This window comes from Methylomonas sp. BW4-1 (genome assembly GCF_052474385.1).
Genome location: NZ_CP184125.1, coordinates 3,539,182 through 3,563,579, shown reverse-complemented (window position 1 = coordinate 3,563,579; position 24,398 = coordinate 3,539,182). Strand labels below are relative to the sequence as shown.

27 protein-coding genes are annotated in these 24,398 nt (G+C 51.9%); 10 read left to right on the top strand and 17 right to left on the bottom strand.

The window, feature by feature from the left end; genetic code table 11:
* Positions 1–20: 20 nt before the first annotated feature.
* Entirely contained in the window at positions 21–533 is a 513-nt protein-coding gene (locus tag ACH5Y9_RS16510; RefSeq protein WP_445366876.1) for a hypothetical protein, read from the bottom strand.
* A 242-nt stretch (positions 534–775) separates the two neighbouring features.
* Here ACH5Y9_RS16510 and ACH5Y9_RS16505 point away from each other — a divergent pair, with 242 nt between their 5' ends.
* Positions 776–1,615, top strand: a complete 840-nt coding sequence (locus tag ACH5Y9_RS16505) for a CvfB family protein (RefSeq protein WP_445366875.1) — start codon at positions 776–778, stop codon at positions 1,613–1,615.
* Positions 1,616–1,669: 54 nt separating this feature from the next.
* Here ACH5Y9_RS16505 and ACH5Y9_RS16500 read toward each other — a convergent pair whose 3' ends face one another.
* From ACH5Y9_RS16500 to gshA, 11 genes are all read right to left on the bottom strand, one after another.
* The gene (locus ACH5Y9_RS16500) at positions 1,670–2,152 is read right to left on the bottom strand and encodes a cytochrome P460 family protein (protein WP_445366874.1); all 483 of its coding nucleotides are present in this window, start codon (positions 2,150–2,152) and stop codon (positions 1,670–1,672) included.
* A 239-nt stretch (positions 2,153–2,391) separates the two neighbouring features.
* A complete protein-coding gene (fae, locus tag ACH5Y9_RS16495; protein ID WP_020484951.1) occupies positions 2,392–2,940 on the bottom strand; it encodes a formaldehyde-activating enzyme in 549 nt (182 codons plus the stop codon).
* A gap of 149 nt (positions 2,941–3,089) precedes the next feature.
* Positions 3,090–3,746 (bottom strand): pyridoxamine 5'-phosphate oxidase family protein, encoded by a 657-nt coding sequence (locus ACH5Y9_RS16490; RefSeq protein WP_445366873.1) that lies wholly within the window; start codon positions 3,744–3,746, stop codon positions 3,090–3,092.
* A gap of 128 nt (positions 3,747–3,874) precedes the next feature.
* Positions 3,875–4,561, bottom strand: a complete 687-nt coding sequence (locus tag ACH5Y9_RS16485; RefSeq protein WP_445366872.1) for a DUF4336 domain-containing protein — start codon at positions 4,559–4,561, stop codon at positions 3,875–3,877.
* 166 nt (positions 4,562–4,727) lie between these two features.
* Positions 4,728–5,180: a DUF4336 domain-containing protein gene (locus tag ACH5Y9_RS16480; RefSeq protein WP_445366871.1), complete on the bottom strand. Its 453-nt coding sequence runs from the start codon at positions 5,178–5,180 to the stop codon at positions 4,728–4,730.
* A gap of 183 nt (positions 5,181–5,363) precedes the next feature.
* Complete coding sequence (locus tag ACH5Y9_RS16475; protein WP_445366870.1) at positions 5,364–5,603, bottom strand: hypothetical protein; 240 nt, start codon at positions 5,601–5,603, stop codon at positions 5,364–5,366.
* Between the two features lie 501 nt (positions 5,604–6,104).
* Complete coding sequence (locus ACH5Y9_RS16470; RefSeq protein WP_445366335.1) at positions 6,105–6,854, bottom strand: IS5 family transposase; 750 nt, start codon at positions 6,852–6,854, stop codon at positions 6,105–6,107.
* The gene (locus ACH5Y9_RS16465; protein ID WP_445366869.1) at positions 6,817–7,272 is read right to left on the bottom strand and encodes a hypothetical protein; all 456 of its coding nucleotides are present in this window, start codon (positions 7,270–7,272) and stop codon (positions 6,817–6,819) included. The genes ACH5Y9_RS16470 and ACH5Y9_RS16465 overlap by 38 nt, the downstream gene beginning before the upstream one ends.
* 140 nt (positions 7,273–7,412) lie before the next feature.
* Positions 7,413–8,453: an IS481 family transposase gene (locus ACH5Y9_RS16460; protein WP_205450216.1), complete on the bottom strand. Its 1,041-nt coding sequence runs from the start codon at positions 8,451–8,453 to the stop codon at positions 7,413–7,415.
* A gap of 137 nt (positions 8,454–8,590) precedes the next feature.
* Positions 8,591–9,313 carry a phosphoadenylyl-sulfate reductase gene (locus ACH5Y9_RS16455; RefSeq protein WP_445366868.1) on the bottom strand — a complete coding sequence of 241 codons (723 nt, stop codon included), beginning with the start codon at positions 9,311–9,313 and terminating at the stop codon, positions 8,591–8,593.
* A 4-nt stretch (positions 9,314–9,317) separates the two neighbouring features.
* On the bottom strand, positions 9,318–10,904 hold the full coding sequence (gene gshA, locus ACH5Y9_RS16450; RefSeq protein WP_445366867.1) for a glutamate--cysteine ligase: 1,587 nt from the start codon (positions 10,902–10,904) through the stop codon (positions 9,318–9,320).
* Between the two features lie 239 nt (positions 10,905–11,143).
* On the opposite strand from gshA, the gene recQ reads away from it, so the two are divergent.
* Positions 11,144–13,276, top strand: coding sequence for a DNA helicase RecQ (gene recQ, locus ACH5Y9_RS16445; RefSeq protein ID WP_445366866.1), 2,133 nt, complete (start codon positions 11,144–11,146; stop codon positions 13,274–13,276).
* Here the strand turns inward: recQ and ACH5Y9_RS16440 are convergent.
* The 3 genes from ACH5Y9_RS16440 to ACH5Y9_RS16430 are packed head-to-tail and all read right to left on the bottom strand — an operon-like array spanning position 13,245 to position 14,452.
* The gene (locus ACH5Y9_RS16440; RefSeq protein WP_020484958.1) at positions 13,245–13,709 is read right to left on the bottom strand and encodes a DUF1249 domain-containing protein; all 465 of its coding nucleotides are present in this window, start codon (positions 13,707–13,709) and stop codon (positions 13,245–13,247) included. The genes recQ and ACH5Y9_RS16440 overlap by 32 nt on opposite strands.
* Before the next feature lie 2 nt (positions 13,710–13,711).
* Positions 13,712–14,116: a 6-pyruvoyl trahydropterin synthase family protein gene (locus tag ACH5Y9_RS16435; RefSeq protein WP_445366865.1), complete on the bottom strand. Its 405-nt coding sequence runs from the start codon at positions 14,114–14,116 to the stop codon at positions 13,712–13,714.
* A gap of 36 nt (positions 14,117–14,152) precedes the next feature.
* Positions 14,153–14,452 carry a PilZ domain-containing protein gene (locus ACH5Y9_RS16430; RefSeq protein WP_020484960.1) on the bottom strand — a complete coding sequence of 100 codons (300 nt, stop codon included), beginning with the start codon at positions 14,450–14,452 and terminating at the stop codon, positions 14,153–14,155.
* Positions 14,453–14,699: 247 nt separating this feature from the next.
* On the opposite strand from ACH5Y9_RS16430, the gene ACH5Y9_RS16425 reads away from it, so the two are divergent.
* The 3 genes from ACH5Y9_RS16425 (at position 14,700) to ACH5Y9_RS16415 (ending at position 18,492) form a co-directional block, all read left to right on the top strand.
* Complete coding sequence (locus ACH5Y9_RS16425; RefSeq protein WP_445366864.1) at positions 14,700–15,713, top strand: tryptophan--tRNA ligase; 1,014 nt, start codon at positions 14,700–14,702, stop codon at positions 15,711–15,713.
* 112 nt (positions 15,714–15,825) lie between these two features.
* Positions 15,826–16,584 carry a YdcF family protein gene (locus tag ACH5Y9_RS16420; RefSeq protein ID WP_445366863.1) on the top strand — a complete coding sequence of 253 codons (759 nt, stop codon included), beginning with the start codon at positions 15,826–15,828 and terminating at the stop codon, positions 16,582–16,584.
* Between the two features lie 90 nt (positions 16,585–16,674).
* Complete coding sequence (locus ACH5Y9_RS16415) at positions 16,675–18,492, top strand: ABC transporter ATP-binding protein (RefSeq protein WP_445366862.1); 1,818 nt, start codon at positions 16,675–16,677, stop codon at positions 18,490–18,492.
* 252 nt (positions 18,493–18,744) lie between these two features.
* Here ACH5Y9_RS16415 and ACH5Y9_RS16410 read toward each other — a convergent pair whose 3' ends face one another.
* Positions 18,745–19,095 (bottom strand): DUF4160 domain-containing protein, encoded by a 351-nt coding sequence (locus ACH5Y9_RS16410; RefSeq protein WP_445366861.1) that lies wholly within the window; start codon positions 19,093–19,095, stop codon positions 18,745–18,747.
* A gap of 281 nt (positions 19,096–19,376) precedes the next feature.
* Here ACH5Y9_RS16410 and ACH5Y9_RS16405 point away from each other — a divergent pair, with 281 nt between their 5' ends.
* Entirely contained in the window at positions 19,377–19,952 is a 576-nt protein-coding gene (locus ACH5Y9_RS16405) for a GNAT family N-acetyltransferase (protein ID WP_445366860.1), read from the top strand.
* 304 nt (positions 19,953–20,256) lie between these two features.
* Here the strand turns inward: ACH5Y9_RS16405 and ACH5Y9_RS16400 are convergent, their stop codons facing one another.
* On the bottom strand, positions 20,257–20,745 hold the full coding sequence (locus ACH5Y9_RS16400) for a peroxiredoxin (protein WP_445366859.1): 489 nt from the start codon (positions 20,743–20,745) through the stop codon (positions 20,257–20,259).
* A gap of 329 nt (positions 20,746–21,074) precedes the next feature.
* Here ACH5Y9_RS16400 and ACH5Y9_RS16395 point away from each other — a divergent pair, with 329 nt between their 5' ends.
* The 4 genes from ACH5Y9_RS16395 to ACH5Y9_RS16380 all read left to right on the top strand — a co-directional run bounded on the left by ACH5Y9_RS16395 (position 21,075) and on the right by ACH5Y9_RS16380 (position 24,345).
* Positions 21,075–21,749 (top strand): response regulator, encoded by a 675-nt coding sequence (locus ACH5Y9_RS16395; protein WP_445366858.1) that lies wholly within the window; start codon positions 21,075–21,077, stop codon positions 21,747–21,749.
* Positions 21,742–23,139 (top strand): sensor histidine kinase N-terminal domain-containing protein, encoded by a 1,398-nt coding sequence (locus tag ACH5Y9_RS16390; protein WP_445366857.1) that lies wholly within the window; start codon positions 21,742–21,744, stop codon positions 23,137–23,139. The genes ACH5Y9_RS16395 and ACH5Y9_RS16390 overlap by 8 nt, the downstream gene beginning before the upstream one ends.
* 99 nt (positions 23,140–23,238) lie before the next feature.
* Complete coding sequence (gene can, locus ACH5Y9_RS16385) at positions 23,239–23,865, top strand: carbonate dehydratase (RefSeq protein WP_445366856.1); 627 nt, start codon at positions 23,239–23,241, stop codon at positions 23,863–23,865.
* A 168-nt stretch (positions 23,866–24,033) separates the two neighbouring features.
* Complete coding sequence (locus ACH5Y9_RS16380) at positions 24,034–24,345, top strand: hypothetical protein (protein ID WP_445366855.1); 312 nt, start codon at positions 24,034–24,036, stop codon at positions 24,343–24,345.
* Positions 24,346–24,398 lie beyond the last annotated feature (53 nt).

The following is a 24,398-nucleotide window of genomic DNA, read 5'->3' as shown; positions in this document are numbered from 1 at the left end:
GGCTCCGGCTGGCTTGACCGTCAAATATCCATCAACAGCATTGGAATGCCGTAGGTCAGTATGAAGTAACTAAATGCGTAAACTACGCTGACGCTGGTTGGGTAACTGAAGAAAGCCCGAAAGATATAGCTGACGATGGAGATATACCAAATCACCAGAAACACCGCGATGCCGATGCCAATTTCTTCGCGGTAGATATGGTGTTGCAATACCAGCCAATAGTCGAGGGCTTCGGCAGCGACAGCCAAAGTCATGATGAAATTCTCGCAGACGAAAATCGAGGTATATAACTGATTAAAACACCCCCATTTTTTCTCCATCAGCAATAAAACCGCTACCGAGCCGAAAGCCATTGTGGTGCGACCTAAAACTTCCAAGGTGCCGTCCGCGGGATCGGAGATCAAGCCTTCAACGATCATCCCGGAAATCAGATAGAACGCCACGTTTTTCCACATAAACGAGTTGGGCGGGACTAACTCGGACGGGTTGTTCAGAAACCAGCAAGAGGATAGATACTTCAGCAGTAGATTCATAATCGACACTTATATTCGATAAAAGCAGGTTTTATCGAATTGAAAAAACCGCCCATTATAGACGGGCGGCAGCATAACGGGGTTTTGACTTCGTTTTAGGTGCGTATTTGGAGTATATGGTGCCGCCGTTTAAGGCGATGCAGCCTGCGGTTTTACCGATTCGTTTGTATAATAGCCCTTCATTTCTCCGCGTGAGGCCAGCAAGTGCCAACGCTCATGCCCAATCAAACTCCGGAACCTTCATGATCGAACTAGGCAAATTCAACACTTTAACCGTCGTCAGCCAACGTGATAATCAGTATGGTCTGGATGGTGGGGAGCTTGGCGAGATTGGCTTGGCGGACAAAGATGCCGCGGATAATCTAAAGGTTGGCGATACCGTAAACGCCTTTGTCTACATTGACGGCAAGAATCAAACCATCGCTACCTTGCAAACTCCGCTAGCGCAAGTCGATCAGGTGGCCTGGTTGAAATGTATATCACTCAGCCATGCCGGTGCGTTTTTGGGATGGGGATTGCCCAAGGATTTGTTGTTACCGTTCACCGAACAGAAGGGGAAAGTCGTCGAAGGCCGCTCTTATCTGGTGCGTCTGTTTTTAGACGAAAACAACCGCATCGCCGCCACGATGATGCTGGATGATTTCATTCAGGATCAGGCGTTTTATTACAAAGCCGGCCAGGCGGTGCAACTCATTATCGCCGACGAAACTGACTTGGGCTTTAAAGCCGTGGTGGACAATCAATATTGGGGCGTGTTGTATAAAAGCGAGACTTTTCAGCCCTTGCAAAAAGGCCAGGCATTGACCGGCTATATTAAAAAAGTCCGCCCCGACAATAAGCTGGATTTGGTCCTGAGCCAGGAAAAATACGGCCAGAAAGTCGATGCCACGTCTGAGAAGATTTTGACGATACTGGCAAAGCGCGGCGGTTATGTGGCGCTAACCGACAAAAGTGCGCCGGAGATTATTTACGACACCTTTGGCGTCAGCAAAAAGGTCTTCAAGCAAGCGATAGGCGGCTTATATAAACAGCGGCGGATTGTGATTGAAGAGACAGGCATTCGTCTGGTCGATCAAGCGTAAAGCAAATGGAGAGACGCAATAGTTTACGTCTCTCCCGAGTATCAGCTTTAGAGACTAAGGCCGATATTGCGAGAACACATAATCGGTTTTTTGCTCCGAGGCATGGCAGGCAAAGCACGAAGTGCCGCCGTCTTTCACTAGCCGCTCGGTTTTACTGTTGCCGGCAAAACCTTCAAAGCCCCAGCCGCCGGTCGCGGCAAATTTTTTCGCGTCTTTCAGCATCACGCCCACCAGTTTGCGCTCGCCTTCCTGTATGGTTTTATCCTTCTCCTGATACTGCAATAAATCGAATACCAGCACCGAGCCGTCCGCGTACTTACCGGTCTTCAAGCCGGACTCAGCTTGTTTATTAGCATAGACATGATGCAGGCCTTGAAACGGATTCTCCAGGGCGTGGCCGGGCTGAATCAACATGCTTTTAGCGTGCAGCCAGTTGCGATAGCCATCCGGAAACGGCACGGCCTGATCGGCGGCAAACGCGGTAACGGCAACGGTGTTTAGCAGGCCTATCAGCAGTATCGAAATGCTTTTTTTCATGATCGTATCCCCCACAAAAGTAAATGCATAAATAATTTCGAATCGAAACTATTCGGTCTTTTTAAGCGGATTTGCGGATTTTGTCAAACAAATAGTGATGCGCTATTAGTTTGCTTGGCGAGGTGTTGTTGGGGCTAGGGGAGGTGTTAAGCGGGAATGGCGGTTAAGACGACAGCAGGGGCGAGAAAGATGGCTTGGTGTTGGGCTGCAAAAGGCTTGCAACCCAAGTGACCAGGCAATTAAATTTTGCCGTCCAACCCCATCTGAAAATACTTGTGGGTGATTTTTTCCTGGTTTTCCAGCAGCCAATCAATATCCGGCGTGTTGGTCATGGCTTTATGAATGGCTTTGGCCATGGCCTCGCGGTGGATGTTGAACAAAATTTGATGATCCAGATTGTCGTCCTTGATCACGCTGGGATTCAGCCATACCGAACAAATAATGCCCAGATCGTTGGCTTTTTCCTTGGGAATATCGCCGGCCCGCACCGCATCCAGTACGCCATTGGCAATCGCCGCCTGCACGGTGCCCATCAAAATATTGGTGTAGCGGCTGTTTTTGACAGTCACCTTGCTGACCATCAAGGTCACCGGGCGCACTTGAATATCGGTGTTTAAAATCGCGAATACCCGAGTGTGGCCCTGCACTTGATCGCCGGTTAAAGTGGCAATCGCGGTGCCGACCGGTCCGTCCAGTTCGCCGATGATGATTTCCGGTTCCGCTGCCGTACCGGCCGGGCCGCCCGCTACCAGGGCTTCGCCGGTGCGCATAATGATTCTTTCGCTCATGTTGGTCTCCAATTTCAAGTGAGTGTTTCGGATTGTGTTTGTCGATCCCCTCTTTGCAAAAGAGGGGCTAGGGGAGATTTGTTTAGAATAAATTCCCCTCGATCCCCTTTATGCCCGGCGGGTACTTTTCAAAAGGGGAGGTTTAGAGCTTAAGCCTCGCCGCTCATCACCATCGCCCCATATTCTTCCGGCGTAATAACGCCGCCCATACTTTCTGCCACGTGACTATCGCAAACCGGCAACACATCCTGCACGGCATCAATCCGCTTCCACTGTGGCAACGGTGTTTCTTGGTTTGCTTGCGGCACGTATTTAGAGCTGGCCACGCGGCTCATGCGGTGAATATAGCGCGGACAGTTGATAAATATCTCGCTGATCGCCACCCGCACGATCAGTTCCGCGCCTGGATAGTCGGCCAGCAGCGGGTCGTTGCTTTCAATCCGTGCGTCGCCATGCACTCGAATCCGATGCGGCGTTTCGAAATCGATGAACAACATGCCGATTTTCGGATTGCCGTTGATATTGCCCATCGACAAAAACATGCCGTTGCCGTCGTAACTGGGAAACGCCAGTTCCTGCGGACTAACAACCTTCACCAGTCCGGGATTACCGCCCTTGTAAGAACAGGTCGGATAACCGCGCTGATCAATTGTGGTCAGAAAGAAAAAGTCCCGGCTCTCGATAAACGGCTGATGCTGCTCGCTTACCTGCTGTTCCACGATGATTTGTTCCAAACGATCCGCCAGATTGACGGTGTCGTGTTGCTCTTGCAATTGCCGGTGCTGCGGGCTGTAAAAGTCGCTCATGGGCGATGCTCCTTGATGGGGTAGTGCGGCGATTCTAACAGGAATGCTGGCTAGTCAGTTTTACGGTTGCATGAAACAGAACGCCGGGTCGGATTGCTACGAGGAGCGTGGTAACGATAAAAAACGCCTTATTTTCTCAGCCAGTTGAACGCCGCGCTTAATTTGTGCTTGGCGTCGTTTTCGATGATTTGGTCGTGAGCCAGCACTACCCGCTCAACTTCCAACGCCAGCAGCGCATCCACCGTGCGTGCCAAAGCGGCTTTATCTTTAACCAGCAGTTTCATGGTTCGCGACATCGCCAGTCGATCGTAGACGCCGAGCAGTCTCGCCACCACGCGCGCTAATCCGATGTGTTCAGCGCCGAAGCAAAACAGCAGATCGGTAAGAATCAAAGTACCCGTTGCGCTGTGAAACCAAACCGTCTCGTTGATGATGGGAAGGCCTTCAACGAAGTTAGCGATTAACTCGTCCGCCCATGCCGGCGTTTCCAATGGTGACAGCTCTGGGTAAACGCCGAGGTCCGGCCGTTTTTCCGCTAACCCCGGCGCGATATAGCCTTGGGCATTCGGGAAAGCCAGGATGAACGATGTAAAAAACAGGTGGTGGCTCTTGTTCGGTGCAAGCACATAACGCACCGGGCCGATTTTGGCAATTTCAGCCACTAGCTGGGGTGACGGCTCAATCGGCGAATGCACCCAAATCGAGCCGTCCAGCAGTTTGACGAAAGTGGCTCTGGTGCTTAGATTTAACGGGCCGAATTGAATGGCTTGCTGCGCATACCAGATTTGGCCGGGAACGAGAGTTTTTAGGACCACTTGAGCTTGGGGGGCTGGGTAAAACTGGATATGCTAAAAGACGAAAAGTACGGTGTCAAAGCCTTGAATGGACAACAAGAGTTAGTCCGCGTGGGGCACAAAAACTAGTGTCCATTCAGCGTTTCAGCCCGTAAATTTTCTGCTGATGGGCGCTTTTGCGGCGATTCTAACAGGAATGGCGATTAGGCAGGAGCACTGTTGGATGACGCAGAGCGTCTGGGGCGGCATTCCCACGCGGAGCGTGGGAACGATGTAAGTTAGCGATTAACTCGGTCGTCCATGCCGGCTTTTCCAATGGTGACAGCTCTGGGTAAACGCCGAGGTCCGGCCGTTTTTCCGCTAACCCCGGCGCGATATAGCCTTGGGCATTCGGGAAAGCCAGGATGAACGATGTAAAAAACAGGTGGTGGCTCTTGTTCGGTGCAAGCACATAACGCACCGGGCCGATTTTGGCAATTTCAGTCACCAGTTGGGCTGACGGTTCGATCGGCGAATGCACCCAAATCGAGCCGTCCCGCAGTTTGACGAAAGTGGCTCTGGTGCTTAGATTTAACGGACCGAATTGAATGGCTTGTTGCGCATACCAGATTTGGCCGGGAACGAGAGTTTTTAGGAGCACTTGGTCTTGGGGGCTAAGTAAAACTGGATATGCTAAAAGACGAAAAGTACGGTGTCAAAGCCTTGAATGGACAAGAAGAGTCAGTCCGCGTGGGCACAAAAACCGTGCCCACCCTACGCAGCTGGTTTTACAGTTGGATGACGCAGAGCGTATGAACGATAAATTAAAGTTAAGTTAGTCTATTCAAGAAATTAGCTTCAAAAGCATGACCACGGTGAATACCAAATTAACCCCGATTGTCCACTTTAGCGTCTTAAACTCCTGTTCCGTGTACATTTGATATTTCAGCATCTGTTTCTGTACAAAATGCAGACGGTTTTCCTGGCTGTGCTGTTGGATGGCTTCCACAGCTTTGATTGCTTTACACTCGCTGACGCCAGCATTTTTAAGCAGTTCGTAGACTTCTGTGGCGATCTTTGACATGTTTTAACTCCGAAATCGTGCAGGGTTTTCTCCCGTATGCCGCGCCGAGTACCGGAGCTTTCGCCGGGAACAGCCCGAAGGGGCGATGCAGGGATGCATCGCGTTGCCGAAGGGGCAGGAAGCCCCTTTCGGCAACCCCCGGCGAAAGCGAGGAACGGAGGGAACAAGCGGCATCCGGGCCGCCTTTTCTTTGGGTACTTTCTTTTGGCGGAGCAAAAGAAAGTATCTCGCCCGCCGGTGCGAGAACCGGCATTAAATTAAGCTTCGCGATAGCGAAACAGCGTTATTGTGGCAGTCCACTCTGTGTGGGCAAAATAGTCCAACCCCTACGAAAGAGCATATTTCTTAAGGCGCTCTAAGTCGTTAATATGTTTGTTTTTCTGCAATTCAGCTGATGCGATGGCGTTTTCTTTTAATCGAATTAGTGACTCTACTGATGCAAGTTTAACGGGGATGTTAAATAGTTTTGCTTCTACTGAATTACTAGGGGCTGTTGCCGTTTTACATGGGTAACCAAATAAAAGCGCAGGCCAAAGCGACAACGCCTTCAAAATTGCGTTTCAATTTGTCATATCGCGTCGCGATGGCTCTGAAATGTTTCAATCGCGCAAAGACATTTTCAACGAGGTGGCGATATTGGTAGAGGCACCAATCCATTCCGTCATTCCCGACGATTGAATTTTGTTTTCTAGGAATGATAGGGACACTCCCTTTCTCTCGAATTTGAATCCGTAGAGGTTCACTGTCATAGCCTTTGTCAGCGACCGTGTAGTCAGCCAAAGGCAGTTTAGCCACTAATTCCGGCGCTTCTTTGCAGTCATGGACTTCACCACCGGTGATCGAGAAATGAATAGGCAGCCCACAGGCATCAACGGCCATATGGATTTTCGTGGTGTGACCCGCAACGGATTTCCCAATCGCGGCATCCTGTTCATGAGCCGCACCACTACTATGCTGATGCGCTTTCACGATACTGCCGTCAATAAAGGTCCATTCCAAATCCGGTGCCACAACCAGGCCTCGAAAGATGCCCATCAGTTTTTCTTGCAGTGACCACGCATTAAACCGTTTGTAGACTGCATTCCACTTACCAAACGTGGCAGGCAGGTCTCGCCAGGGGCAGCCGACTCGCATGCGATAAAAAATCCCTTCTACCGTTTGCCTGAGCGAAGGCTTGTCATAAATCCCCAGGCTTAACAGGATGGCTTTGAATTTATTCCAGTATGCATCCGTAAACATTTGTCGCGGCATAGCTCACTTGTCTTCTGATTGAAAAATCAATCAATGAGGCAGAGCCGTTCGATTTCAAGGCTATCGTTTCAAAATGGCAACAGCCCCTAGCAATTTCAAAATATGTTTCACTACTTTCTTGGGGGGTTAGTAGTTCTGCATAATAAAATTTTTTCAACGGAACTTGTAGTCCAAGTTTTGTGAATGAATCGGGAGTGAAACCGCTCATATTTAGACCTATGAGGGAGTCATAGATGCGTTTTGAGTTTTGAGGCGTAGGATTCACAAGTAAGTCCATATCGTCAGCTTGGCGGTCGGAGCAATACCAAGCAACTGCGAGGCCGCCGATTACAACGAATTCTACACTGTTCGCAACAAAGATACGGACAAACTCCTCATTCGCGCCGACATGGATTAATGTTTCACCGATTTTGTTCATGCCGCATAAATATGAAAACTCAGATCAAAGTTTGTTGTTTGTATTTTCTAAAGTGTATTGGAAGCATGTGGGCAAGTAGCTTAAGTGTATTAGCTCAGACCTGATCTGACAGTTACCGTTTTTGCGGGGTGTCTGTCAGATTAGATTTGGTTCAGATTTTTTTGAGCCCAAATCTGTTTTCCATCCAGCAAGGTATCCATCGGCGTTCTGCCGTTGCACATTCTGCCCTGATGAGTTCGGTCATTGTTGTAATAAACCAGCCATTCGTCCAGATCTTTTTGGAGTTCATCCAGGTCGCTATAGAGCTTTTTGCGGAACGTGACCTGATAGAACTCCTGCAAGATGGTCTTGTGGAAGCGTTCGCAAATCCCATTGGTTTGCGGCGACATGGCCTTGGTTTTGGTATGGTCGATGTCGTTGATCGCCAGGTATAGCTGATAATCATGCTGTTCGACCTTGCCACAATATTCTGTGCCGCGATCCGTCAGAATGCGTAGAACGGGTAATGCGTTGGCTTCGTAGAACGGCAATACTTTGTCATTCAGGATATCCGCGGCAGTAATCGGCGTTTTGGTGGTGTACAGTTTGCAGTGTGCGACTTTGCTATAAGTGTCCACGTAAGTCTGCTGGTATATCCGCCCAACCCCTTTGAGGTTGCCGACGTAAAAAGTATCCTGCGAACCCAGGTAACCGGGATGGGCTGTTTCGATTTCGCCGCAGGCTTGATCATCCTGCTGCTTTTTCTCCAACGCCGCAATCTGCGCATCGCTCAGCATTAACCCTTCGGCGGCTACCTTGGCTTCCAGTGCTTTAAGCCTCTTTTTAAAGTTCTCCAGGTCATGCCGTAACCAGATGGAGCGAACGCCGCTGCCGGATACGAATACCCCTTGTTTACGCAGTTCATTACTGGTTCGATGCTGTCCATGCGCTGGCCACTCAACCGCATAGGCTTTCACTGCCAGCTCAATGCTTTCATCGACGCGATTCTTCAGATTCGGAGACCGGCGGTTTTTGTCGATTAAGGCATCAATGCCACCTTCGGCTACCAGCTCTTGATAACGATAAAACGTATCGCGCGAGACACCCATCACCTTGCAGGCTCTGGAGACGTTATTCAGTTCTTGGGCTAAATTTAACAGCCCCGCTTTGTGTTTAATGATCGGATTGTTTGTATGGATCATGAGAGTTACCTTTTGTGTTTTGTGTAAGGATTCGACACCCCTATCAAAACCGGTAACTCTCATCTTTTCAAGTCGATGTGTCAGATCAAGTCGTGACTAATACAGCTAAGTTAGTTTCAACTCCGCCGTGCTCCGGGCTAACGCTTAACATTCCCCCCATGCAACCCACACTCCTTCTTCGCTGCATCCTCCCACCACCAACGTCCCGCGCGCTCGTGCTGATTCGGCAATACCGGTCGGGTGCATGGCTCGCAGCCGATGCTGATGTAGCCGTGTTTGTGTAATTCGTTGAAAGGCACCTGATAGGCTTCGATGTAATCCCACACCTGCGCCGACGACCAGTTCAGCAGCGGGTTGAATTTGATCAGCTGTTTGCCGGGACCCGCGAAACCGGCGTCCAGTTGCACTTCCGGGATGTCGCCGCGGGTGTCCAGGCTTTGGTCTTTGCGTTGGCCGGTAATCCAGGCGTCCAGCGTCGCCAGCTTGCGTTTTAAAGGCTCAACTTTGCGGATGCCGCAGCATTGTTGGTGGCCGTCTTCGTAAAAACTGAACAGACCTTTTTCTTTGACAAAAGCATCCAACTGCTCGCGATCCGGGCTCAAGATGTCGATGTTGATGCCGTAATGCTTGCGCACTTGTTCGATGAAACGGTAGGTTTCCGGATGCAAGCGGCCGGTATCCAATGAAAACACCTGGATGTCTTTTCTGATTTGCAAGGCCATGTCGATCAGCACGATGTCTTCTGCACCGCTGAAAGAGATGGCAATGTTATCGAAATTAGCCAGTGCGGCTTTTAAGATGGTGCGCGGATTTTTGCCTTGCAGCTCGGATTGGGCGGTACTTAAGTCGAATTCAGTCATGGATTTAGCTCTGGGCAAAGTAACGGGATAAATACTCGTCAAAGTCCAACTTGTCGTTGGCTTCGATGTCGGCTTGTTTTTGCAACGAGGCGGCAGCCATGTCCTCGAATTGCCGTTGCGTCTCATCGTCCAGGGGTTCGGCGTTGAAATAATGTTTATGCAAGGCCGAGGTGTTACTGGCGAAGCAGCCAAACTCCTGGCCGTTCTCGCGCATGCAGGCCAGAATCCGTGCCGACGGCGTCAGCGCCGGGTTGTCCACTACTGCCAACTGATGTTGCAAAGCCAATTGGTAGGGGCGTTCCAAACTGCCTCTATCCAGTACCGCGCATATAGGTTGCATGGCATACAGGATGCTATGAGCCCATTGCTGTAAGGTGACGGTGTCGCCGTTGCGGTTTAACTGTAAACCGGGGCGGCGGCCCTCATTTGCGACCAGCAATTGGTTGCTGTTGTTAATCTGGAATTCGTCCGGGCCTTGCGGCGGGCTGTCCTGTAATAGGCAGTACAACAAAAACGCCTCGACAAAGCGGGCGGTGCTTTCGTCGATGCCGATCGGATTCAGCAGATTCAAGTCCAGCGAGCGCATTTCCACATACAGCACGCCGCGCCGTTTCAGCGCTAGCGTCGGCTTCTCGCCGGATTTGGCGATCTGCTTGGGGCGCATGGTGCTGTAAAACTCGTTTTCGATTTGCAGGATGTTGGCGTTCAGCTGCTGATACTCACCGTCCACTTTCACGCCGATGGCTTCGTAGTCCGGATACGGTGTATTGATGGCTGCGCTCAGGCTGTCCACGTAGCCGTCCAGCGAGTTGTAATCGATCTTCAAGCCCGCCTGGTTCTTGCTCTTGTAACCGATGTCGCTCATCCGCAGCGAGGTCGCATAGGGGTGGAACACGGTGTGTTCGTCGAATTCCTTGAATTGCTCCATCAATTGCGGGCGGCTTTTGAAAAAGGTTTTGCAAATGGCCGGCGAGGCGCCGAACAGATACAGAATCAGCCAGCCTTGGCGGTGGAAGTTACGGATCAAACCGAAATAAGCGTTTGAGATAAAGTCTTCCAGGCCGGTCGTGCAGCCGCTTTGCTTGTACAGCGCCGGCCACAGCGCCTCCGGCACCGAATAATTGAAATGGATGCCGGCAATGGCTTGCATGGTGCGACCGTAACGGTGCCACAAACCTTTACGGTAAACGTGCTTCATCTTGCCGATGTTGGACGTGCCGTACTCGGCGATGGGGATGCTCAAGTCGCCGTCGATACCGCAGGGCATGCTGGTGGCCAGCAGCATTTCCTCGCCTAGATGCGGATAGACAAACTGGTGGAGCTGGTGCATGTAATCCAGAGTTTGGCGGATGTCGGCAAACGGCGGGGTGATAAATTCCAGCAGCGCTTCCGAATAATCGGTGGTGATGTAGGGGTGGGTTAACGCCGAACCGAGCGCCGTGGGGTGAGGTGTTTGCGCGATCTCGCCATGCTCGGTGATGCGCAGGCTTTCTTTCTCGATGCCTTTCAGGCCTTGTTTTAACAGGTATTGTTGATCGTTATCGATCAGATATTTAAGACGGTCGGGTAAACGGCAGTAAGTAATGAGCATAGAAAATTAGGCGCCTTCCGCGGCTTGGGTAAGCGCGGCATTATATAGGGTGGATTTTGATTTATTGAAATCGGCGTGCTGTAAAGTGAATCAAGGAGATTGGGGATGTGCGTTACTATTTCAAGGCGAAGAAGGCTGTGGCGGATTTAGCTTGTTCGGGCGTTTGCGGATGATGGTCTGATCTATGGTCTAATACCTCAACGATTTTTTGCCGGTTTAGATTTAGCAAGTAATGATTTATGACCAATAACGCCGCCCTGCAAACCCTGCATAGCGTGTTCGGCTACGACAGTTTTCGCGGCCAGCAGCAACAGATTATCGAGCAATTGATCGGCGGTCGGGATGTGTTGGTATTGATGCCGACCGGCGGCGGCAAGTCCTTGTGTTATCAGATACCGGCCTTGGTGATGGACGGCGTCGGCATCGTCATTTCGCCGCTGATTGCCTTGATGCAGGATCAGGTCAGCGCCTTGCACCAAGTGGGGGTGCGGGCTGCCTATTTAAATTCGACGCTGGCGCTGGAACAGGTGCGTGAGATCGAACAAAAGTTGCAGAACGGCGAGCTGGATTTGCTCTACATCGCGCCGGAGCGACTATCCAACGCCAGAACCCAGGCCTTGTTTGCCCGCTGCAAGATTGCGCTGTTCGCCATCGATGAGGCGCATTGCGTATCGCAATGGGGCCATGATTTTCGCGCCGACTACTTATTATTGTCGGTGTTGCACGAGCAGTTTCCGCAAGTGCCGCGCATCGCTTTAACCGCCACCGCCGACGAACGCACCCGTCAGGAAATCATTACCCGGCTGGCCCTAGAACAGGCGCAAGTGTTTGTCAGCGGTTTTGACCGGCCCAATATCCGCTATCGGATTATTCAGAAAGACAATGCCAGGCAGCAACTGCTGACATTTATCCGCAGCGAACATCCTGGCGATACCGGCATCGTCTATTGCCTGTCGCGGAAAAAAGTCGAAGAAACCGCCGAATGGTTGAATGACAAAGGCCTGAAAGCCCTGCCGTATCACGCCGGCATGGAGCATCGCGAACGGCAGAAAAATCAGCACCAGTTTTTGATGGAAGACGGCCTGATCATCGTTGCTACTATCGCCTTTGGTATGGGCATAGACAAGCCCAATGTGCGCTTCGTGGCTCACCTGGATTTGCCGAAAAGCGTGGAAGCTTATTATCAGGAGACGGGCCGGGCAGGGCGCGACGGTCTGCCGGCCAATGCCTGGATGGCTTACGGTTTGCAGGACGTGTTGACCCTGCGGCAAATGCTCAGCACCTCGAATGCCGATGAGGCGCATAAGCGGGTGGAGTTGCACAAACTGGATGCCATGCTGGCCTTGTGCGAAATGGTCAGTTGCCGGCGGCAGGCCTTGCTGGCTTACTTTGGCGACATACTCGAACAAGGCTGCGGCAATTGCGATACCTGCCTGGAGCCGGTGGAAACCTGGGATGGCAGCGTCGCCGCGCAGCAAGCTTTGTCCTGCATCTATCGCACCGGCCAGCGTTTTGGCGTGACGTATTTGATCGACGTGTTGCTGGGCAAAGCCGATGACCGTATGCGCCAATTCGGCCATGATAAGCAGTCGACGTTTGGTATTGGTAAAGCCCTGGACGAGAAACAATGGCGCTCGGTGTTTCGGCAATTGGTGGCCAAGTCTTTGGTGGAAATCGACTTTGAAGGCCACGGCAGCCTGAAACTGACCGACGCTTGCCGGCCGGTGTTACGCGGCGAGCAAACCTTGATGCTGCGCAAGGATGCGCAAATCGCCAAAACCCGGCGCGAAAAAACTGAAAAGCGCCAGCCGGGCGGGGCGGCGGACAGTGCCTTGTGGAACGCTTTGCGCGCCAAACGCAAAGCGTTGGCCGACGAGCAGGATGTGCCGCCGTATGTGATTTTTCACGATGCGACTTTGATGGCGATGGTCGATGCCCGGCCGCGTAATCATCAGCAATTGAGCATGTTGTCCGGCATCGGCCAGCGCAAGTTGGAATTGTACGGCGATGAGTTTTTGGCGGTCTTAGCTGAGTTTGACGACGAACCGCCGGTATCGGCGACCGATACCGTTGCGGAGAGTCTGGATTTGTTTAGATTGGGTTATAGCGTTGAGCAAGTGGCCAAGCAACGCAGCCTGAGTGAGGACACCATTTACAATCACATGGCCAAAAGTCTGGAGTTGGGGCTGGTGGCGCTGGGCGATGTGTTGAGTTTGTCGCCGGCGGAAGTCAGTGAAATCGAGGCGGTGTTGTTAAGTTTGCCGGAAGAGCAGCGCAACGCCTTGAAGCCGGTTTACGAGCAACTCGGCGGCGCTTATAGCTATGGGGTATTGCGTTGCGTCAGAGCGGCTTTACAGCAGCAACTTGGCTGAATTTGCCGTGGCTGAAACGGTATTCAGTCTTTAGGCAATGGTCCAGCCATTTTTGCAGGAAATAGTTTAAGCGCCATTTGTAATTGCGGATTTCCACCAAGCTGCCGGGGTTTTGATAGACCTTGTCAACCGCCGGCCGGTCGATGTCGCGCAGTACTTCCGCCAATTGCGCATCCAGATAAATCCGAATTTTTACTGCCGGCACGATTTGTTCCGATAGCTGTTGATCGAAGCAATGGCTGAGTTCGATCGTCAAGGTATAGGGATTACGTTCTAGCACTTCCAGATATAGCGCCGGTTTGTTCTGCGTCAGGCCGACGGCAGTTTTATCGAAGGAGCGCAGATTAGGGATCAGCCTGAACAGCTTTTGATAATTAGATTCGCAGATCTTTTCCAGACAAAGCGCCGTATTGACCGGTTGCACCAAGCTCATCGTCATTCTTCCCGATAGCAGGCATTGGCGCTGGCGGTTTCCCACAACACCACTTGATCGACATTAAAGCCTTGTTGTTTGACGTGGTTGTATATCATCTTGCTTAACACTTCGGCGGTGGGATGTTCGTCGATAGCCAAAAACTGCTCGTTGTTGGCGACCAGGGCCGGGATGATAGGGTCGTCTTTATGCAGCAAAAAGTTGTGATCCAGCACCCTATTGATAAAGCCGTCCACGCAGTCTTTCACGTCCGAAAAATCGCAGACCATACCCTGATCGTTGAGGCTGTCTTGTTTGATGGAGATGCTGGCTTTGACACTGTGGCCGTGCAAGTTGCGACACTTGCCCGGATGGTTCATCAGGCGGTGGCCGTAGCAAAAATAAACTTCTTTGGTGATGATATACATAGCGCGCTACGTCCCTGCGATGAACGGGTGTTGTCCTTAATTGCCTTTGATGCTTTTGATCGAGGCGGCTATTTCAAAGCTGCCGTCGCCTTGTTTGACGCTACGCACCACTTCGATGAAGGCCGTCATCGGTGGGGTGATTTGGGTTTTCGGCATGATGCTGACTTCCATGGCCAGACCGATCTCGAATGGCCGTTCGGCAATAAACGATACGCCGGCACCACTAAGCGTCGTGCATCTGCCGGTGCTGACCTCACTGGAATCGGCCAGCTTATAGGTAATGTCACAGTCCACATCCATACGGATGTAATCGCGTTTTTCATCATGGTTCAGCATTGGGTTCCCCCGATTCGGATTGGCAGTGGTTGGGTAAAAATCATTCGCAGGGAGTTTACTATAAAAATCCGTGGCTCTGGTTAGGAAATAGTGGCCCATATCGCCCGAATCAGCGGATTTTTTGGGCGGGCTGTGACGCAGTTGGCATACAGGCAAGCGGCCGGCCCGGCGGTTTTATTGCCTGACTATCCCAGGCTATTTGTGTAAAATTCCGCCACTTTTCAATACAGACAGCGCAGGCAGCAGCATGAGTAAATCCATTGTCCTTACCGGTATCACCACCACCGGCACGCCGCATCTCGGCAATTACGCCGGGGCGATTCGGCCGGCAATCAATGCCAGCAAAGACGAGCACGTCAGACCGTTTTATTTCCTGGCCGATTATCATGCGCTGATCAAATGCAGCGAGCCGGCGCGAGTGAAACAATCCAGTCTGGAAATTGCCGCGACCTGGCTGGCCTTAGGTTTGGACACTTCAAACGCAGTGTTCTACCGCCAATCGGATGTGCCGGAAATCCTGGAGCTGACCTGGATGTTGACCTGCGTCACCGCCAAAGGCCTGATGAACCGCGCGCATGCCTACAAAGCCGCCGTCGCCGAAAATGAAGAAACCGAAGGCAACGATCCCGACAAAGGCATCACCATGGGTTTGTTCAGCTACCCGATCCTGATGGCGGCGGATATTTTGATGTTCAACGCTAACAAGGTGCCGGTGGGCAAGGATCAGATCCAGCACATCGAAATGGCTCGCGACATCGCCAACCGCTTTAATCATATCTACGGCGAACATTTTGTTTTGCCGGAAGCGGTGCTGGACGACAACGCGGCAACCTTGCTGGGCTTGGACGGCCGCAAGATGAGCAAAAGCTACAACAACACGATACCGCTGTTCGAGCCGGAAAAGAAACTGCGCAAGCTGATCAACAAAATCAAAACCAATTCCCTGGAACCCGGCGAACCCAAGGATACGGAAGGTTGCACCTTGTTTGGTATCTATCAGGCCTTTGCCAATCACCACGAAGTCGAAGCGATCCGCCAACGCTACGCCGAAGGCATTGGCTGGGGCGAGATGAAGCAGGTATTGTTTGAGAAAATCAACGACGAAATCGCCCCGGCCCGCGAGCGTTACGAAGCCTTAATGGAAGCGCCGGAACATATCGAACAGCAGTTGCAGGAAGGCGCCGAGAAAGCCCGTGCCATCACCCGGCCGTTTATCAATACCTTGCGGGAAGCGGTGGGGATTTCCAGATTGGCGATATAACCGCGCTAAGCCTGTAGAGACGCAAAAATCTTGCGTCTCTAACTCACTCCCAATGTGGTCTGTCTATAGCCATATTGACTGATACTTGCTTGCTCAAGGATGATCGTACCCCATGTCCATCATCGCTATCTACGTTATCAAGCTGCTGTTGTTGCCGCCAACCTCTTTGGCGATGCTGGCGCTGGTTGGCTTACTTTTGTGCAAGCGTAAATGGGGGAAGAACATGGCGATAGTTTGTCTGGCACTGTTGTGGTTATTGAGTTTGCCGATTGTGGTTAAGCACTGGGCCATGCTCTGGGAGCGGGTTCCGCCTCTTTCTACCGAAGCCGTGCAGCAATTTAAACCGCAGGCCTTGGTGGTGATAGGTGGCGGCATCGAAACGTCAGCGCCGGAGTATCCTGGGCAGGTCACTTTACATGTCAGAACCTTGCTGCGTGTGCGCTATGCTGCCAAGTTGGCCGGGGAGCTGGGTTTGCCGATTCTGACATCTGGGGGCGGTATGTTAGAGCCGGATGACATTCCCGAAGCGGATTTGATGGCGCAAACCTTGGAGAGCGAGTTTAAAATTCCCGTGGCCTGGCGGGAGCCGCGTAGCAGCAATACCGTCGAAAATGCCCGTTTCAGCCACGAGCTGTTAAAAGAGTTTGGCGTCAATAAGATTGTTCTGGTCACCCAGGCCTACCACATGCCGCGCGCCGCTTTGGAGTTTCGTAAAGCCGGTTTTGAGGTATTGCCGGCGCCAACGGCCTTTATCGGGCATGCAGGCAAATCCCGCTGGCTGGATTGGTTGCCGTCTCCAACAGCTTGGTCCAACAGCTTCCTGCTGGCCCACGAAATGGTCGGCATATGGTGGTATCGAATGCGTTACTGATATAACGCTGCACTACCTGGCCCGCTCATCAACGACGCGACCGCCGGGCTATTGGCTATAATGGCCGGCCGCTTCTTACCTGACGCCATCATGTCCAAATCGTCCACCAAGGAAGGTCTCCGCCGCGCCGCGGACGCACCGCCATTACCCGCCAACTCCTGGCGTTTTATCCTGTTTTGCTTAAAGCCGTTCCGCTGGCTGTTGCTGTTGATGCTGATACTGGAAACCGGGCAGGCTGCAGGCAGCATCTTGGTGCCGTATGCGATTAAAGCCTTGATGGATGCGGTTGCCAATCAGCCTATCCCCGTTGGCGATTGGCTGGAGACTTTCAAACAACCCTTGCTGCTACTCGCCGGCCTAAATCTGGCCGAGATTATTTTCAGCCGCAGCAGCGGCGCGGTACTGATCATCATGGGTCCGCGCTTGCGGCAAGGTACCGCAAGGTCCTTATTCGCTTACCTGCAAAACCACGCGCCGCGCTACTTTGGCAATCATTTTGCCGGCGCGCTGGCGCATCGCATCAGCGAAACCGCGATGAGCGTCAACCATACCACTTGGTCCATCATCTGCGATTTCTGGCCGATAGCCGTGACATTCACGGTATCGGTGACGCTATTGCTGGGGGTGCATCAAGGCCTGGGTTTATTCGTGGCCGCCTGGGTGCTGCTGTATGTATTGATCTCGTATTGGCTGGCGACCCGCTGCCAACCCTACGCGCAGGATTTTGCCGCCACCCGTAGCATGGTCAACGGCAAGATCGTTGATGCGGTGACGAATATTCTCAACGCCAAATTGTTCGCCCGTTTGCAGCACGAACGCGAATACCTGGACGGCTTTCTGGCTACCGAATTAAAAAGCGCCCGCCGCACCTTTTGGTATATGGAACGGGTGCGCTGGTTTCAATTTACCGCCGCTGCCATCCTGAAAATCGGCACCATCGGCTATGCCTTGCAACTGTGGCAAGCCGGGGAAATCAGTGTCGGCGCCTTTGCCATGAGCACCGGCTTGGCGATTTTGGTGATCGGCGACGCCCGCAATTTGAGCCGGCGTTTTCTGGAGTTTTTCGAGTACGTCGGCAATGTCGCCAACGGCGTGGACACCATCATTCAAAGCCACGAAATCATCGACCTGCCGGACGCCAAACCTCTGCAAATTAGCCAGGGCCGCATCGAATTTAAAAACGTCTGCTTTAGTTACGAGCCGGGCCGGCAGGTGTTCGATGGCTTGAATGTGGTGATCGAACCGGGGCAGCGGGTGGGCTTGGTCGGTTTCTCCGGGTCTGGCAAATCCACCTTTGTGAACTTGATCCTGCGTAATTTCGAACCGCAAGCCGGGCAAATCCTCGTCGACGGCCAAGATATTTTACTGGCGACCCAGGATTCCCTGCATGCGCAAATCAGCCTGATTCCGCAAGATCCCAGCCTGTTCCACCGCAGCCTGAAAGAAAACATCGGCTACGGCAAATTGGATGCCGACGACGCGCAAATCAGCTTCGCCGCCAAACTGGCGCATGCTGAAGAGTTTATCGCCGCGATGCCCGAAGGCTATGAATCCCTGGTCGGTGAGCGTGGCGTCAAACTGTCCGGCGGCCAACGCCAACGTATCGCCATCGCCCGGGTGATGCTGAAAGATGCCCCCATCCTAATCCTGGACGAAGCCACCTCCAGCCTGGACTCGGTTACCGAAAAAACCATTCAGGAAAACCTGGAGCGGGTCATGGGCCGCAAAACCGTCATCGCCATCGCCCACCGCCTCTCCACCATCGCTCATCTGGACCGGGTGCTGGTGTTCGATCAAGGCCGTATAGTCGAGGACGGCAGCCATCAGGAGTTGCTGGACAAGCAGGGCTTTTATTACCGGTTGTGGACCATGCAGGCCGGTGGTTTTTTGCCGGATGAGGTGGTTTAGCGGCACTTGTAAGTGTTTATTTTGTTGGATTTCCGGGCAAAGACAGGATGAGCGGTGGGAGCCCCTTTGTGTTCGATTGCCCTACTTAATTCAATGACGGCAAGTTGATCTATATCGACCAACTTGCGTGGCCTGGATGATGCGAAGCGCAATCCGGGGCCGGCCAGTCTTATTTCCCCGGACTACACCGGTTTTTGGAGCTCTAAAACTGCGCCTTACGAGTTGTAAATTTTCTTGAAAAAATCCATTTGATCAGAGGTTCCTTCTTTTATTCCAAATTAATGTAAGCACCTCTTTACCTTTGGGGCCCAAATAAAATGCTTTAATTTTTTGTAGGTCCTTCGAGCTAATTTTGCCACTGATAAGTTCACAGTCTTCTATTTTGAATTTAGCGTCAATTTGTAAGTTTTTTGTCTTTACGTGAAAATGGGGTGGGTTATGGTCATTTGAATAAATAATTACTTGTAAATCATCAATTGTTTCAACTCGTTCCTTTGTTGCAATGTTTGGGTTATTTAAATGTAGCTCTAAGGAGTGATCATCTAACCCTAAATAATATTTAAGTAAATCAGCTAAAACTATTTCCATGATTTCTGAACTCATTTTTTTATTTGGTCTTTTGGTAGTTTAGACAAAAAATCCATATATCATCTGCACCGAAAGATCAGCCTGCTCAGGTGGTAAAGAAAAACATCTTTGAACCAGAGATAAATTCGCAGTGTTTTCCTTATACTAACAAACATCGTCTATGTCATCATTTCCATGAAGCAAGTAGCCTCGATGGAATCGAGGTTCCGAAGGCCAATATCCTGCAATTGCCAATATGTGTTTGGTGGTCGGTAAGCCGACGCCCTCGATTCCGCTGACGCTGCATCGAGGCTACAATGGCTCATCGCTACGAAAAGATAGACTGGCAAACAACAACAACAACCTTATTCGTGATCTCGCACATGTCGATACGTCTTGCTATTCCGGCCGATGCGAAAGCCATTGGTCAAATTCGTGTGGCGGCTTGGCGCGCTGCTTACCAGCCGTTCATGCCGGCGGAGTTCTTGGCGTCATTAGATCCTTCGGCAAACCTGGACGCACTAACAGAACGGTTAACTAATCCAACCAGAGAGTTCATGGTGTTTGTTGCGGAGGACGAAGGCAATACGGTTGGCTTTTCAATCATCGGCGCACCTCGCTATCCGACACAGGAACTGACTGTTGAACTTTGGGCGCTCAATGTGTCGCCTGCCCATTGGCGCCAAGGATTAGGGAGAAAACTCGTTGATCATTCAGTGGTGGAATCATTCAATTTAGGTTTTGCCTGCATCGAGCTGTGGTGCATCAAAGGCAATTCCCCAGCCGAAGCTGCGTATGCGGGTTGTGGTTTTACACTCACCGATAAAGAGCGCACATCGTCGGCGTTGACGGGGCATCCATTGCACGAAGTTCTCTACTCAAAGATACTCTAAGATCACTTCGAAATGGATGTGGCAGTAAAAACCGTCCAGGCTGCTATCTAAAACAAGTAGCCTCGATGGAATCGAGGTTTCGAAGGTTATTTCCTCCCAATTGCAGACAAGAGTTTGGCGGTCGGTAAGCCGACTTCCTCTTTCAGGGCTGTGGAAGTGTTGAACAGCGTGCAGCGCATCGTTCGTGATTGCTCAGGGTTGGAAATTCGGTATGAGCTAAGCTCTATTTCTGGTCGTCTTGGTTGGTAGGATTCATTCCGGTAGGTCGGGATAGGCATAAGCCGTAACCCGACCTAGTTATCTTTTATGCCTCAGCCGGCGCATTCAAACCCTTGATAATATCCAACACCGCCTGCGCATGCCCTTCATGGTTGACGCCATACATGGCGTCGATCAGTTTGCCGTCTTTGCCTATGATGAAGGTCGAACGGACGATTTTCCATTTTTTCACGCCGTCTTTTTCCACTTCCTGCCAGACGCCGTAAGCTTCGCACAGGTCGCCGGAGGTGTCGGCCAGCAGTTGTACGTTCAGGCCGTATTTGGCGATGAAGTCGCGGTGGCTTTGGCAATCGTCTTTGCTGACGCCGATGATCACGGTGTCCTGGGCGTCGAATTCGCCGGCCAGCGCGGTAAAGTCGTTGGCTTCAATGGTGCAGCCGGGGGTGTCGTCTTTGGGATAGAAGTACAACACCACATTTTTGTCCTCTTGGTAATCGGACAGGTAAATGAGTTTGTTGTCTTGATTGGCGGATCTAAAAAAGGGCGCTTCCTGGTTTTTTTGTAATTGTGACATGCGATTCTCCTCTTGTTTTTGGCCGGATAAGTTCCAGCACTCGGGCTGTCGGCGGCGTTTTGCGGCGCCAGGTTTTCACGACGCTGGGTCGTTGAAACTGAAAGGCTTTCTCAGAAAAGGCTACTTGAACGGATTATGACCCAGGATCACGGCGGCATCTACCACAAAAGTGTTGGGATAAAGCTTAATCCTTGCAGTTAAGCCATTCGCGTTAAGCACTGCCCAACCGCGAGCTGCTTTTTCCGATATGGCGCTAAACTGCGTTGATTGTAGAATTTGATGCGAGCGCTCTGCCAGTGTTCATTAACCGATCAAGCTAGGAAAAAAACATGCGAATTTTATTAGTCGAAGATGACGCCGCATTGGGGGACGGCTTGTCGCGAACCCTGAGCGATTGGGGCTTCGACACCACGCTGGCCAAGACTGGGAGTTACGCCGGTAGCGCGCTGATGACGCAACCCTACGATCTGGTGATTCTGGATTTGGGCCTGCCCGACATCGACGGCCGCGAGGTGTTGCGGCAGTTGCGGGCGCGTAAATCGGCAATTCCGGTGTTGATATTGACTGCCCGCGATGCGCTGAACGATCGGGTCAGCGGTCTGGAGCTGGGCGCCGACGATTACATGACCAAACCCTTCGAGCTGCGGGAATTGGAAGCCCGGGTCAGGGCGTTGTTGCGCCGCAGTCACGGCGGCTTTAATCATGACATTCGTTTCGGGGCATTGACTTTGGATACCCGCAATCAGCAGATCAGCGCCAACGACATGCCGATGGCGCTGCCGCCCCGGGAATACGGCGTGTTGGAAGCCTTGTTGTTAAACAGCGGCCGGGTGGTCAGCAAGGATAATATTGCGCAACGGCTGGCGGCCCATGCCGAGGAATTGGCCGACAATGCCATCGAAGTGTACGTGCATAGGCTGCGCAAGCGTCTGGAACCCTTGGGGATCAATATCAGAACCCTGCGCGGGCTGGGTTATCTGCTGGAGAAAAGTCAGGATGAATAAACCGCAAAGTCTTAGGGCTCAGCTGCTTTCCAAGCTGACCTTGCCCCTGCTTTTCGTGGTATTGCTGGATGCCGCTGCCTCTTATTTCGTGGCGATGCACTATACCGATCTGGCGTACGACCGCTGGTTGCTGGATTCGGTGAAGTCGTTGACGCAAGAGGTGCATGCCCAACAAAACCACGTCACTTTCGAATTACCGCCCATCGCCGTCGAAGTATTTCGTTGGGACGACGTCGATAAAACCTTTTTTAAAGTGGAGTCGCAAGCCGAGGGCTTCATGGCCGGCGACGCCGACTTGCCCAGTCCGCCCATCGCGACTTTAGCCAGTAACGAGCCGTTTTTTTCGAACGGCGAGATCGAAGGCCATGAGGTGCGGATCGTGTCAGTGCTGACCACGCCGACACCCAGCTCCGAGCATGTGTTGGTGTCGGTGGCGGAAACCCTGAACAAGCGCCGCAGCATGATGACCGAGATTTTGCTGGCCGTGGTCTTGCCGCAATTTCTGCTGCTGTTCATCACCGGCTTTCACGTCTGGACCGGCGTTAATCGCGGGCTCAGGCCGTTGAACGATCTTGCCGCGCACCTTGCGCAACGCTCGGCGCGAGATTTTAATCCGATCCTGGATGCCGACGTGCCGTTGGAAGTGCGTTCTCTGACGCATACGATCAACGATTTGTTGCAACGGCTGGGTTCGACCTTAATCACCCAACAGCGCTTCATCGAAAATGCCGCGCATCAACTGCGCACGCCGCTGGCTGGTCTGAAACTACAGGCTGAACGGGCGCTGGGCGCCGACAACCCGGAGGCGATGAAAGCGGCGCTGGGCCATATCAAGAATGCTGCTGATCGGGTTGCTCACCTCATTACGCAATTGCTGGTTCTCGCCCGGTCGGAATCGGTTTCGCACAGTGCTCCGGAATTCAAATCGGTCGATTTGGTCAAGCTGGCGCGGGAATCGTGCATGGATTGGGTGACCAGGGCTTTGGATCGCAATATCGAACTGGGATTCGATGCGCCGGAGGTCCCTGTTATAGTCGCCGGAGACGAAGTCTTGTTGCGCGAATTGCTCAGCAATCTGTTGGACAACGCCATTTGCTACGGCAACCGCAGCGGGCACATCAATGTTGGCGTTCGGGCCTTGCCGCATGCGGCGCTGATTGTCGAGGACGATGGCCCCGGCATTTCGATGTTCGAGCAGGAGAAGATTTTCGAACGCTTCTATCGAATCCAGGGCAGCCAAGGGGAGGGTTGTGGTTTAGGGCTGGCTATTGTCAAAGAAATTGCCGTTTTGCATGCGGCACGGGTCACGGTAGTCAGTGGCGGCCAGGGTAGGCAGGGGACTCGCTTCGAGATTGTTTTTAATGCTGACGAAAGTGTAATCAAAAGTTAGCACGTGCTTTTGGGATAGCCAGATGTTCTTTGAAAGGTTGATGAAAGGTTAAGCCGTTAATTTAGCCTCACCATCAACTCAATAAGGAATGTGCGTGCCATGCCCAACAAACTGCTTTTAGAAAACAAAGCTTGGTCTCAACAACTGGTAAGCAGAAATCCGGACTATTTCGTCAATTTGGCCAAGGAGCAACGTCCCGAGTTTTTATGGATAGGTTGTGCCGATAGCCGGGTGCCGGCGGAGACCGTGGTCAACGCTCAGCCGGGGGAAATTTTTGTGCACCGCAACATCGCTAACCAAGTCGTTACCACCGACTTCAATTGCCTCAGCGTGTTGCAGTACGCGATTGAAGTGCTGAAAGTCAAACATGTGATTGTCTGCGGCCATTACGGTTGCGGCGGCGTTAAAGCGGCATTGCAAGCGCAAAATGTCGATTTGGCGATCACCAATAAATGGCTGATGCATATCAAGGATGTCTATCGTCTGCACATGGACGAGTTGGATCATATCAATCCGGAGAAGCAGCTCGACCGGATGGTCGAGTTAAACATTATCGAACAGGTGTATCGCCTGGCGCATACCTCCATCATCCAATCGGCCTGGAAACAGGGCCATAAACCAACCGTGCGCGGCTGGGTGTATGGGCTTGACGATGGCTTGATTGAAGAGCTGATCAAGCTCGACCATTACACCCCGATCAACCCCATTTACCGTTACGCAGCTTGATTACGGCTGCTTTTTAAACAAAAAACCGGCGTTTGCAATGGCTAACCGATATTAAAAAGGTATTAGTGTTGCTATTAAGATAGCGATTCGCTATCTTAAGGGCGTGTGAAGGGGCATTTTCAAAAATAAAAACTGGGTCAGGCCAGATAACAACAGGAGCCGCAATTCATGTTTATTCCATTAGCTTCGGGAAAAAGCGCTGCACGGATAAGTGCCGCGTATTTAATCAGCGTTAGCTTGCTGATGTCCGCTTGTGCAACTAGGGAAAATGCCGAGTATCCCCATGCTGTTGGTGTGAAGACTGTCTTATCCGCTATGGCGTCATCCATAACGGCCGCTGACAGCACATCCCCGCCGCAGCAGGTTAACGCAGTTGCCGCAACGCTTACTCCGCATTCCGACGATATGCTGCAATCCTTTGAGCAAGCGTTGATGAAGATGGATGAATTGCATCGGCAAAAGGGCGAATGGAGTTTCTAACTTTTTTACTCCCTCGTACCTTTGCCGAATCAGGGGGTTGGTGAAGAGTGATT

Coding starts and splice junctions, on each gene's coding strand:
- ACH5Y9_RS16510 (WP_445366876.1), bottom strand. CDS start 533: ATGAATCTACTGCTGAAGTATCTATCCTCTTGCTGGTTTCTGAACAAC.
- ACH5Y9_RS16505 (WP_445366875.1), top strand. CDS start 776: ATGATCGAACTAGGCAAATTCAACACTTTAACCGTCGTCAGCCAACGT.
- ACH5Y9_RS16500 (WP_445366874.1), bottom strand. CDS start 2,152: ATGAAAAAAAGCATTTCGATACTGCTGATAGGCCTGCTAAACACCGTT.
- fae (WP_020484951.1), bottom strand. CDS start 2,940: ATGAGCGAAAGAATCATTATGCGCACCGGCGAAGCCCTGGTAGCGGGC.
- ACH5Y9_RS16490 (WP_445366873.1), bottom strand. CDS start 3,746: ATGAGCGACTTTTACAGCCCGCAGCACCGGCAATTGCAAGAGCAACAC.
- ACH5Y9_RS16475 (WP_445366870.1), bottom strand. CDS start 5,603: ATGTCAAAGATCGCCACAGAAGTCTACGAACTGCTTAAAAATGCTGGC.
- ACH5Y9_RS16470 (WP_445366335.1), bottom strand. CDS start 6,854: ATGCCGCGACAAATGTTTACGGATGCATACTGGAATAAATTCAAAGCC.
- ACH5Y9_RS16465 (WP_445366869.1), bottom strand. CDS start 7,272: ATGAACAAAATCGGTGAAACATTAATCCATGTCGGCGCGAATGAGGAG.
- ACH5Y9_RS16460 (WP_205450216.1), bottom strand. CDS start 8,453: ATGATCCATACAAACAATCCGATCATTAAACACAAAGCGGGGCTGTTA.
- ACH5Y9_RS16455 (WP_445366868.1), bottom strand. CDS start 9,313: ATGACTGAATTCGACTTAAGTACCGCCCAATCCGAGCTGCAAGGCAAA.
- gshA (WP_445366867.1), bottom strand. CDS start 10,904: ATGCTCATTACTTACTGCCGTTTACCCGACCGTCTTAAATATCTGATC.
- recQ (WP_445366866.1), top strand. CDS start 11,144: ATGACCAATAACGCCGCCCTGCAAACCCTGCATAGCGTGTTCGGCTAC.
- ACH5Y9_RS16440 (WP_020484958.1), bottom strand. CDS start 13,709: ATGAGCTTGGTGCAACCGGTCAATACGGCGCTTTGTCTGGAAAAGATC.
- ACH5Y9_RS16435 (WP_445366865.1), bottom strand. CDS start 14,116: ATGTATATCATCACCAAAGAAGTTTATTTTTGCTACGGCCACCGCCTG.
- ACH5Y9_RS16430 (WP_020484960.1), bottom strand. CDS start 14,452: ATGCTGAACCATGATGAAAAACGCGATTACATCCGTATGGATGTGGAC.
- ACH5Y9_RS16425 (WP_445366864.1), top strand. CDS start 14,700: ATGAGTAAATCCATTGTCCTTACCGGTATCACCACCACCGGCACGCCG.
- ACH5Y9_RS16420 (WP_445366863.1), top strand. CDS start 15,826: ATGTCCATCATCGCTATCTACGTTATCAAGCTGCTGTTGTTGCCGCCA.
- ACH5Y9_RS16415 (WP_445366862.1), top strand. CDS start 16,675: ATGTCCAAATCGTCCACCAAGGAAGGTCTCCGCCGCGCCGCGGACGCA.
- ACH5Y9_RS16410 (WP_445366861.1), bottom strand. CDS start 19,095: ATGAGTTCAGAAATCATGGAAATAGTTTTAGCTGATTTACTTAAATAT.
- ACH5Y9_RS16405 (WP_445366860.1), top strand. CDS start 19,377: ATGGCTCATCGCTACGAAAAGATAGACTGGCAAACAACAACAACAACC.
- ACH5Y9_RS16400 (WP_445366859.1), bottom strand. CDS start 20,745: ATGTCACAATTACAAAAAAACCAGGAAGCGCCCTTTTTTAGATCCGCC.
- ACH5Y9_RS16395 (WP_445366858.1), top strand. CDS start 21,075: ATGCGAATTTTATTAGTCGAAGATGACGCCGCATTGGGGGACGGCTTG.
- ACH5Y9_RS16390 (WP_445366857.1), top strand. CDS start 21,742: ATGAATAAACCGCAAAGTCTTAGGGCTCAGCTGCTTTCCAAGCTGACC.
- can (WP_445366856.1), top strand. CDS start 23,239: ATGCCCAACAAACTGCTTTTAGAAAACAAAGCTTGGTCTCAACAACTG.
- ACH5Y9_RS16380 (WP_445366855.1), top strand. CDS start 24,034: ATGTTTATTCCATTAGCTTCGGGAAAAAGCGCTGCACGGATAAGTGCC.